9 protein-coding genes are annotated in these 6,027 nt (G+C 71.3%); 7 read left to right on the forward strand and 2 right to left on the reverse strand.

Features of this window, described 5'->3' with window-relative positions; genetic code table 11:
* The first annotated feature begins 312 nt into the window (after positions 1–312).
* Genes GL263_RS19595 through GL263_RS19610 form a run of 4 tightly spaced genes read left to right on the forward strand, consistent with a single transcriptional unit; the run spans position 313 to position 4,056 of the window.
* Complete coding sequence (locus tag GL263_RS19595; RefSeq protein ID WP_323379483.1) at positions 313–1,401, forward strand: sensor histidine kinase; 1,089 nt, start codon at positions 313–315, stop codon at positions 1,399–1,401.
* Positions 1,398–2,213, forward strand: a complete 816-nt coding sequence (locus GL263_RS19600) for a LytR/AlgR family response regulator transcription factor (RefSeq protein ID WP_323379484.1) — start codon at positions 1,398–1,400, stop codon at positions 2,211–2,213. The genes GL263_RS19595 and GL263_RS19600 overlap by 4 nt, the downstream gene beginning before the upstream one ends.
* Positions 2,210–2,581 (forward strand): hypothetical protein, encoded by a 372-nt coding sequence (locus tag GL263_RS19605; RefSeq protein WP_182857042.1) that lies wholly within the window; start codon positions 2,210–2,212, stop codon positions 2,579–2,581. Before GL263_RS19600 ends, GL263_RS19605 begins: the two co-directional genes overlap by 4 nt.
* The gene (locus GL263_RS19610) at positions 2,581–4,056 is read left to right on the forward strand and encodes a sodium/solute symporter (protein WP_228456668.1); all 1,476 of its coding nucleotides are present in this window, start codon (positions 2,581–2,583) and stop codon (positions 4,054–4,056) included. The genes GL263_RS19605 and GL263_RS19610 overlap by 1 nt, the downstream gene beginning before the upstream one ends.
* An 86-nt stretch (positions 4,057–4,142) precedes the next feature.
* Here the strand turns inward: GL263_RS19610 and GL263_RS19615 are convergent, their stop codons facing one another.
* Together GL263_RS19615 and GL263_RS19620 are read right to left on the reverse strand one after the other, a co-directional pair.
* Positions 4,143–4,358, reverse strand: coding sequence for a DUF397 domain-containing protein (locus GL263_RS19615; RefSeq protein WP_182857043.1), 216 nt, complete (start codon positions 4,356–4,358; stop codon positions 4,143–4,145).
* Positions 4,355–5,194 (reverse strand): helix-turn-helix domain-containing protein, encoded by an 840-nt coding sequence (locus GL263_RS19620; RefSeq protein WP_182857044.1) that lies wholly within the window; start codon positions 5,192–5,194, stop codon positions 4,355–4,357. Before GL263_RS19620 ends, GL263_RS19615 begins: the two co-directional genes overlap by 4 nt.
* Before the next feature lie 92 nt (positions 5,195–5,286).
* On the opposite strand from GL263_RS19620, the gene GL263_RS19625 reads away from it, so the two are divergent.
* The 3 genes from GL263_RS19625 to GL263_RS19635 are packed head-to-tail and all read left to right on the forward strand — an operon-like array spanning position 5,287 to position 5,944.
* Entirely contained in the window at positions 5,287–5,484 is a 198-nt protein-coding gene (locus GL263_RS19625; protein ID WP_182857045.1) for a hypothetical protein, read from the forward strand.
* The gene (locus GL263_RS19630) at positions 5,481–5,663 is read left to right on the forward strand and encodes a hypothetical protein (RefSeq protein ID WP_182857046.1); all 183 of its coding nucleotides are present in this window, start codon (positions 5,481–5,483) and stop codon (positions 5,661–5,663) included. Before GL263_RS19625 ends, GL263_RS19630 begins: the two co-directional genes overlap by 4 nt.
* Positions 5,660–5,944: a DUF7848 domain-containing protein gene (locus GL263_RS19635; RefSeq protein ID WP_182857047.1), complete on the forward strand. Its 285-nt coding sequence runs from the start codon at positions 5,660–5,662 to the stop codon at positions 5,942–5,944. Before GL263_RS19630 ends, GL263_RS19635 begins: the two co-directional genes overlap by 4 nt.
* The last annotated feature ends 83 nt before the right edge of the window (positions 5,945–6,027 follow it).

Genomic DNA, 6,027 nt, shown 5'->3' on the forward strand with positions numbered 1-6,027 from the left:
CATCCGGGGAGGCGCCCGGACTCGCGCGCCTCCCCTCCCGTACCCGCCCGGTCCGCCTCCTCGTTCCGTGACCGGGCGGCTGAATCCCCCGGTCCCTGTGGCCGGGGGATTCAGCGTGGTCCGGACGGGTCGGAGCCGGCGAGCGCGTCCGGAGACGGTGACCGGTGTTCCTAGGCCGCAGGCGTCGTGGCGGAGAGGCGGGGGCTGTCGGCCCCGCGAGCGCGCCACCGGGCGAACCGCCCTACCGAGGCGTGTGAAACCGCTCTCCGCAGGGCGGTTTCGCAGGTCACGGCGCTGGGTTACGGTTCGCGCGTGGAGTGGACAAGGCGGTTCACCGACCGGCTGCGACGCCGCGCACCGCGCCAGCCGACCGGCGCGGTCGCCGGGCTGCGCGAGGCCAGGCTGCTCGGCCAGGACCTGCGGCACGGGCTGCACGGTTCAGGCGGCGCGGCGGCGGCCCGCCGGCTGCGCCGGCTGCTCGACGCGGACGCGGTGGTCTTCGCAGATCTGGACGGCCCGGCCGCCGAGGCCGGTCCGCTGCCGCCGGGCAGCGACGTCCGGGCGGTTCTCGACGAGGTGTTCAACCGGGGCCGGGTGCTGCGTCAGCCACCGCTGGTCGCCGCGCCGCTGCTGGTCGCCGGTGACCTGGCGGGCGCGCTGGTGGTGGCCGGCGGCGTGACCGGGGAGGTCGCGGCGGAGGACGTGGAGGAGCTGGCCGCGCTGGTGGCGGAGGCGTTGGACCACGCCGAGCTGCGGGAGGCCAGGGCCCGGATCGCGGCGGCCGACCTGCGGACGCTGCGCGCGCAGATCTCCCCGCACTTCCTGCACAACGCGCTGGCGGTGATCGCCGCCCACATCCGCAGCGACCCGGCCCGGGCGCGAGGACTGCTCACCGACTTCGCCGACTACCTGCGCTACAGCTTCTCCACCACGGGCGACTACGCGACCGTCGCCGCCGAACTCCAGGCCATCCAGACGTACCTGGAGCTCCAGCGCGCCCGCTTCGACGACCGTTTGGAGGTGACCGTGCGGATGGCCCCGGAGATCCTGCCCGTCGCCATCCCCTTCCTCGTGGTGCAGCCCATCGTGGAGAATGCGGTGCGGCACGGTCTGGAACGCAAGTCCGGCCGGGGCCACATCGCCGTCTCCGGGTTCGGCGAGGGCGCGCTGTGCGTGATCGAGATCGAGGACGACGGCGTCGGCATGGAACCGGAGCTGGCCCGGGAGATCCTCGCCGGCGGCGGCCCGGAGGCCAGGGGCGTGGGCCTGGCCAACGTCGACCGGCGGCTGCGGACCGTCTACGGGCCCGAGTACGGGCTGGTGATCGAGACAGCTCCGGGCAGCGGCACCCGCGTGGTGGTGCGCGTTCCCAGGTACAAGCAAGGAGTGGTGGCGGAGTGAACCACACGACGACGCCCCGGGGAGGCCGGCAGGGCGCCTCCGCCGCCGCGCCCGGCGGCGGACTGCACGTGCTCGTGGTCGAGGACGAGCCCTCCACCAGGGCGGATCTCGTCGAAATGCTGACGGAACTGCCGGAGATCGGCGAGGTGTCGGCCGCCGAGAGCGGCGAGGCGGCGGTACGACTGCTGGGCGGCGGCACGTTCGACGCCGTCTTCCTGGACATCTCGATGCCCGGTCTCGACGGCATGGACGTGGCCCGCGTCGTCAGCATGCTGTCCGCTCCCCCGACGATCGTCTTCGTGACGGCCTCGGAGTCGCACGCCATCGAGGCGTTCGGCATCGGCGCCGTGGACTACCTGCTGAAGCCGGTGCGGCCGGAACGGCTGTCGGAGTCGGTGGCCCGCATCGCCCGGCGCGGACGCGGCGGCGCGTCGTCGCCGGTCGCGGACGAACTGGCGGTCGTGCAGATCGAGCACAGCCGGCGCACGGTGTTCGTCCGGCGCGACGACATCCAGTACGCCGAGGCGCACGGCGACTACGTGCGCCTGCACACCGCCGAGGACACCCACCTCATCCGGCTGTCGCTGTCCTACCTGGAGGAGGTCTGGGCGCCCGCCGGCTTTGTGCGGGTGCACCGGGGCTACCTGGTCGCGGTCGGCTGGGTGCACGACCTGCGGGTGACGAGTTCGGCGGGTCTCGTAGCGTGCACCCCCGCCGGTGACGTGCCGGTGAGCCGGCGGCACGCGCGCGGGTTGAAGGAGCAGCTCATCGACGCGGCCCGCAGCGGGATGCTGGGCCGGGCGGCCAGATGAGCCCCACGCGCCGGGTGAAGGTGACGTCCCCGCAGACCCGGGTGGCGCTCGCCCGGCGCTCCCGCGTCGAGCGCGGCGTGCTGCCGCTCGCCGGCCCCGCCGACCCGGAGCTGGCGCGGCGGGTGTTCGCGGCGCAGCGGCGGTTGGCGATCCGCACGGTGGCGCTGCTGGCGCTGGTCCTGTTCGGGACCAGCGGCCTGATCGCGCTGCTGCCCGTGCTGGACCGGGTGACGTTCGGCGGAGTGCCGGTCTCCTGGCTGCTCCTCGCTGCGGCGACGTACCCGGTGCTCCTGGTGGTCGCGGTGCTGCACGTCCGCAGCGCGGAACGCGTCGAGGACGCGGCCTGCGGCGGCGGAGGTTCGGCCTGATGACCGGGCTGCTGGCGATCGGCTTCCTCGTCGCGGCGAGCCTGCTGATCGGCGTGTACGGCGTGCGGGCCGCGCGCACAGCGCCGGACTTCCTCGTCGCCTCCCGCCGCGTCGGCACCGGCTGGAACGCGATGGCCATCGCGGGCGAATACGTGTCGGCGGCCTCGGTCCTCGGCCTGGCCGGACTGCTGCTCAAGAACGGCGTCGGCACGCTCTGGTTCGCCGTCGGCTTCACCGCCGGCTACGTGGCGGTGGTGGCGCTGGTCGCGGGCCCGATGCGCCGTTCCGGCGCGTACACCGTGCCGGACTTCGCCGAATACCGGCTGGCCTCGCCGCTGATGCGGCGGCTGTGCGGACTGATCGTCCTGGTCATCATGTGGCTGTACCTGGTACCGCAGTTCAAGGGCGCGGGTGTCGTGCTGCAACTGGTCAGCGGCACGCCGTACTGGGTGGGCGTGGTGCTGGCCGGGCTGGTGGTGAGCGGCTCGATCGCCGTCGGCGGGATGCGCTCGGCGACGTACGTGCAGGCGTTCCACTACCTCGTGAAGCTGGCGTTTGTCGCCGTACCGGCGGTGTACGTGCTGGTGCACGTGGGCGGCGAGGTCCGCGCGGAGGCGCTGACCCCGGTGACCGTACCGGAAGGGTGGAGCCGTCCGCTCCTGGACATCAACGACGCCGGACACCCACTTCTGGCCACCTGGTCGGTACTGCTCGCGACGACACTCGGTGCGATCGGTCTCCCCCACGTGATCATGCGCTTCCACACCAGCCCGAGCGCACGCGCCGCACGCCGGGTCGCGGTCGGCGTGATCGCGCTCCTCGGCGTCTTCTACCTCTTCCCCGCCGTCTACGGACTGCTCGGCCGTGTCCTGACCCCGCACCTCGTGCGGGACAACACCACCGACACCGTCTCGGTCGTCCTCCCGGGCGAGGTCGTGCCGGGCACGCTCGGCAGCGTGCTGACGGCGCTGGTGGCGGCCGGCGCCTTCGCCGCGTTCCTCTCCACGTCCTCCGGCCTGCTGCTGGCGCTCGCCGGCGGCCTCTCCCACGACCTGTTCGGCGATCGCGGCCCGGTCGGCGGCCTCTCCCGCCTACGCACGGCGGTGGCGGTCGGCGCGCTGGTCGCCGTGCTGCTGTCGCTACCCGCCGCCCACCTGGACATCAACGTCCTGGTCGGCTGGGCGTTCGCCGTCGCCGCCTCCACCTTCTGCCCACTGCTGGTGCTCGGCATCTGGTGGCCGAGACTGACGGTCGCCGGCGCGGCAAGCGGCCTCGTCGTCGGCGGCATATCAGCGACGGGCGCGGCCCTCGCCTCCGCCTTCGGCACGTGGGACTCGGGACTGCTGACGGTCCTGCTGGCGCAACCAGCCTCCTGGACCGTCCCGTTGGCGTTCGCCGTCATGATCGGCGTCTCGCGCCGCGGTACCCCGCCAGAAGGCGCGGAACGCGCCGTCCTACGCCTCCACGCCCCGTAGCTGTCCGAACGAAACCCCGCCACCACCTGGCCAAGCAGGTATGGCGGGGCTCTTGTCGTTCCTGCGGCGGACGGCTCCCCCGGCGCTCAGGCGCCGGTCACCCCGCCGCTCTTGACGGCCGTCACAAACGCCGAGAACGCGGGAGCGGAGACGTTCAGCACCGGACCACCCGGGTTCTTCGAGTCACGGACGGGGACCACGCCGCGCGTCGCGGCAAGGTTCGCTGCCACCTCGACGCATTGGCCGCCGCCCCCGCTGTAGGAGGACGTGAACCACCGAGGAGACTCGGTCTTGGTAGTCATGGAGTACCCTTTCGTGCCTCTCGGATCATGGCCTTCGATGCCGCTGGGGACAGCGCCTCGCCCTGGAGTTGATGGTATGCCGTGAGCAGCGGAAGTACGGAAGGGGTATCGCGCTCAAGATGCCCCCGCATCTGTGACTCCGCGTACGCAAGCACCGACATGTCCCGCAGGGTGAGCAGGACAAGCGAGTGGTTGAACGGCCGCCGCTCCCCCATCGAGAACGGCGCGATCTGGAGTACGACGTTGGCGAGTTCGGCGTAGTCCAGCAACCAGTCCAGCTGAGCACCCATCACCTCCGGCCCCCCGACCGTTCTTCGGATACAGCTCTCATCCAGGACCACCAGCATCATGGGACGACGGTCGCGCCGTAACGCCGACTGGCGTGCTGCCAGGAACGAGAGTCTTTCCTCAGCTTGTTCGGCCGTGATGGCGCCCCGCTGGACGTGGCTGTTCTCGATCACCCGGGCGTACTCCGGTGTCTGTAGCAACCCCGGTATCACACCCACTTCATAGAGTCTGACCTCTACGGCTCGACCCTCGTGGTCGACGTACTCCGGGAAGCCCTGCAGCAGCACGCCGTGCTCGATCTTGCCCCACTCACGCTGGAACGACTCTTCGGTACCTGTAAGCCCGAACGCGGCGTCAACAGCCACCGAAAACCGCCGGGTCGGCGGTTTGTTGCCAGTTTCCACCCCCGAGATGTGCCGCCCCGAGTACCCCATGCGTGCGCCTAGCTCATCTTGCAGCCACCCCCGCGCTTCCCGCATGCTGCGCAAACGTGCACCGTACGCCGCTTCCGGGCTCGCGTCGGGGTTCAACTCCTTGCGGTTGACCAATGTGTTCTCCGGCGGTGAGACGTTGAAGACTCCTTGAGCCTAGAACACTCTGTGACTCCATGGTGGTGAAACCGCTACGGAGAGGAGTCGTCATGTCCGTTGCCGCGCACGGCGGTTACCCCCACACCTTCAACCCGGACAGCAACGTGCCGCACGGGTGCACGACCTGTGCCGAGCTGCGCGCAGCCGCGCGACACAACGAAGAGGCCTGCGACCACTCGGCCGCCACGGACTACCGCTTCCTGCTGCGCCGACACCTCGCCGAGTGCGCTACCGGGCGGCCGTCATGACCGGTCCCGATGAACCCGTCAGCACGCCGGAGCCGTCCGACACACCTGCCGACCGCACGCGCGAGGCGTCCGGCGACGACCGGCCGGCAACTCCCGAGCCGCTGGCCGAACTGTTGCGGCGACACGTCGAACTCCGGGCAGAGATCACCGACCACCTGAAGCGATTGGGACACGCATGAACCACACGTACGCCCTCCGACGCTTCGCGGTCGTCTTCGACACCGAGCCGGACGCCGAGCCCGCCACGTACAGGATGCAGTGCGCCGTGTGCGACGAGTCGGGCCCGACCGTCGACGCCGTACAGGGAGACGACAAGTCCACACTCGGCGCACGAATCGAAGCCGCCCGCGAGGCGTCCGACTGGGTGCGGCAGCACCGCTCCTCCAACCGGGAGCACTTCACCTACCGCCTGATCGAGACCCACCCCTACCGCCTCGCCCCCGGGGAGTGGCGGCGGTGAGGCGACTCGCCGCACACATCGGCCGCTTCGCCGGTCCCCTGCTCATCATCACCGTTTCCGCCTCCTGCGGCTTCGTCCTCGGC

Source organism: Streptomyces durbertensis, from assembly GCF_014156695.1.
In the GTDB taxonomy this organism is placed as follows: domain Bacteria; phylum Actinomycetota; class Actinomycetes; order Streptomycetales; family Streptomycetaceae; genus Streptomyces; species Streptomyces durbertensis.

Coding starts and splice junctions, on each gene's coding strand:
- GL263_RS19605 (WP_182857042.1), top strand. CDS start 2,210: ATGAGCCCCACGCGCCGGGTGAAGGTGACGTCCCCGCAGACCCGGGTG.
- GL263_RS19610 (WP_228456668.1), top strand. CDS start 2,581: ATGACCGGGCTGCTGGCGATCGGCTTCCTCGTCGCGGCGAGCCTGCTG.
- GL263_RS19615 (WP_182857043.1), bottom strand. CDS start 4,358: ATGACTACCAAGACCGAGTCTCCTCGGTGGTTCACGTCCTCCTACAGC.
- GL263_RS19625 (WP_182857045.1), top strand. CDS start 5,287: ATGTCCGTTGCCGCGCACGGCGGTTACCCCCACACCTTCAACCCGGAC.
- GL263_RS19630 (WP_182857046.1), top strand. CDS start 5,481: ATGACCGGTCCCGATGAACCCGTCAGCACGCCGGAGCCGTCCGACACA.
- GL263_RS19635 (WP_182857047.1), top strand. CDS start 5,660: ATGAACCACACGTACGCCCTCCGACGCTTCGCGGTCGTCTTCGACACC.